The following is a 2,827-nucleotide window of genomic DNA, read 5'->3' as shown; positions in this document are numbered from 1 at the left end:
GCTCAGGTCAGGCTATGGGGGCTTTTGGCTCGCTCTTTATATTAGATGAGGTCTCACATTTTTCAGTCAAAACTCATCGTCTAATAGCCCATAGCCAGACCACCAGTCCCAGCTTTAGCAGGAAGACCACGAGATAGACTTTGTGTAGGTCCATTTGGCCCTCCTACTTTCTGTATTCACGAACTAGATTACTAGTACAAAATAAAGGCCAGACATCCAGTTCGGAAGTCTGACCAATAGTCGTTATTGTTAGTTAGCTTCTTTAGTGAAGCTCAGGCGTTTGACTACAGGCAGGACAGCAGTAGCCGAGCCAGTACCCATCTTGATGGTCGTAGCAGCTTCAGCTACAACAAACACCTTGCCGAGAATCTCAAGGTCGTGAGACTGGGAGTCTCCATCACGTGAAAGGACCACAGTAATGCTCTCGCCATCGTGACGGAAGCAACCGAAGCTCAGAGCCGTAAAACGCTTAGCCATCATGAACACGCCACGGTCTTCACCGTTGTAATAGGCGACGTCAGTCCCCAGCATATCGACGATAGCGTCTTCACCACCGAAGCCCTGCTTAGCAGCCAGACGGGAGAGAGCCTTGAGGTGTGACTCATGGGCGATAATGCCGTAGTCAGAAACCTCAGAACCGAAAGAAGACTCCGTGTTCTCGTACAGGGCATCCATGATAGCGTCAGCCTTAGCGGTCAGGCTACCAGTCAGGGCCGGAAGTTCTACGGTCTTCAGCAGCTTTGAGGACTCCAGCACGTCAACCATCTTAGAGTTAATGGTACGAATCACGTTATCGCAGATGTTCAGTGCGTCCTGCTGGAGCGTCCCCTGAGTGAAACCAGTGGTCGACTTCTGGTCCCAAAGCTTTGTTTGGTGAGACACGAGGATCGCCTGTTCAATCGGCTCAACGGTGATTTCAGCGCCAGACGGAGCGGTCACAACTTCAGGTCGCTTACCACCACGGACAGGGACCAGCACAGAGCGGTCAGCCAGAGTGTGAGCAATGATTGGAGTCGGTAAGCTGTTACGGGTCGGCAGGACTTCTACAGGGAACGGGATGTTATCTTGAGCGTCTTTAAGTACACCGTTCAGCATAGCCTTAACAGTCTTAGCTAACTGGAGGGCATAGACCTGAGGGTCGGCGTTAGTCGGAAGGCCCTCATTAACCTGAAGGTTGTCGTTGTCGGTGATATGAACAGGCTCAATGCCAAACTGGAAAGCGTTTTTAGTCATATTCATTATAATTAATCTCCTTGAGTCAAATACTTGAAGTCCCTAACAGGCAGTCAGGGACCGTGTGTTCTCAGATGAGGGACGCTTGCTTACAAGCTGTCCATCCAGTTACCGCCTGACTCAAGGTCAGCGACGATAGCGGCACGTGAGCGACCAGCGGAATGAGTAGCGCTGCGGAGGTTTTCACCATAGGTCCGGCGTTCAGCTTTGACCTGTTCGCGGCGCTGTAGCTCTTTTTGCCATTCGTCTTCGGTCATGAACATTTCGCGGGTACGCTCTTTCTGAGACGCTAGCTCTTTAGCGATACGCTCAGCTTCAGCTCGTTTGTTCATCTGGCGGCGTTGGTAGGCGGTCATCAGGTCATTACTGAAGAAGTTACCAATGGTCACGCCAGCTTCAGCCAGAGCTTCCAGTAACTCCATCGCCTCGCGGCTGGTGGACGGTAAGCCTGACAGGTAGCCCGGAATGAGGGTCTTGATAGCGAGCGACAACGGATAGGACTGACCGTCCAGACTCACAGTGTTTTCATAAAGGTTGATGTCGGTGACTGACAGCTTCCAGTTGTTGTTGTTGAACATCATAGGTAATTCTCCTCTTGAGAGTTGAGACTATCGGTATCGCAGGCACAGTAAGGCCTACGGGTCTCCCCGCATCGGTCATCTCAAAAGGTGTTTAAATTAGGTATTGAGTAGGTGAGCTACTAACGGTTAAGCGGCAGTTTCATAGCGACCAGTTGGGCTATTAGCTCGTCTCGGGATTGGTGCTGGCGGGTCTCATCTTCCGGGTCTAGACCAAGCTCTCTGAGGAGGACTTCAGTCCGGTAGCCACGGTAACGGAGAGTCATGCGCCCCTCAGGTGTGCGCGGGTCAATCATCATCTTAGATTCCCTCCACCTTACCGGATTGTGCCAGCTTCAGGAGGTGCTCTTGCTTCTGCTGGTCGGTGCCAGTGAATGCAATAAGGATGCCTCGCATCTTGTCAACCATCTCAGGCTTACCGAAGACCTCCAGCCCCTTAGCGTTGAACCGGAAGTTATACCCACCTGCTGAGAACTTCTGGTCTGACGGCTTAATGATACGAAAGCAGTCGGAATACTTCGGATTTACAGACCACTCGTTACTGATTGGGTTCTTACGAAAGAGGCCACGATGCTGGAGAAGTGCGGTCATTAGCTTCTGAGCGGGCAGACCATAGGTTTTGCAGTAGTCGCCCCAAGTCACGCCTCGGCGGTTAGCGGACTGAATGGCTGCTCGCTTCTTCTGGTCTTCCAGTTGAAGGACTCGACGCTCTAACGTCTGAATATGGTCGTAACACTTGGCGCGGAGGTGAACGGAATAGCCAGCGACCAGAATGAAAGTATGCTTACGGTCGAGACGATACAGCGGCTGCTGTTTCCCCTGCGCGTTTAGATAGACATCTTCAGTCACCCCGATATGACTGCTCAGTTTTGAGCACTGCTCAGTTTTGAGCGCGTTAAGCTCCTCAGCCATATTGCGAATATCACGCAGGACATTTCGGTGCTCCTTGCCTGTCAGCTCAGCAATTTCAACTGAGGTCATGGAGACAAGCTGGTCGAGGTTTGAACCGCCCCGGG

At 51.9% G+C, this 2,827-nt stretch carries 3 protein-coding genes; all 3 read right to left on the bottom strand.

Annotated features, from left to right (window positions below; all coding sequences use genetic code 11):
* Window positions 1-249: 249 nt before the first annotated feature.
* Entirely contained in the window at window positions 250-1,239 is a 990-nt protein-coding gene (locus tag ACUU1I_RS20145; RefSeq protein WP_001057471.1) for a hypothetical protein, read from the bottom strand.
* 83 nt (window positions 1,240-1,322) lie between these two features.
* Window positions 1,323-1,814 carry a hypothetical protein gene (locus ACUU1I_RS20140; protein WP_000971492.1) on the bottom strand — a complete coding sequence of 164 codons (492 nt, stop codon included), beginning with the start codon at window positions 1,812-1,814 and terminating at the stop codon, window positions 1,323-1,325.
* A gap of 297 nt (window positions 1,815-2,111) precedes the next feature.
* Window positions 2,112-2,827 (bottom strand): Rha family transcriptional regulator (locus ACUU1I_RS20135; RefSeq protein WP_449144897.1); only part of this gene is annotated, 716 nt, incomplete at its 5' end.

This window comes from Shigella sp. SIG3, from assembly GCF_053555855.1.
The sequence above is the reverse complement of the archived record's forward strand: the minus strand, read 5'-3'. Positions and strand labels throughout refer to the sequence as shown.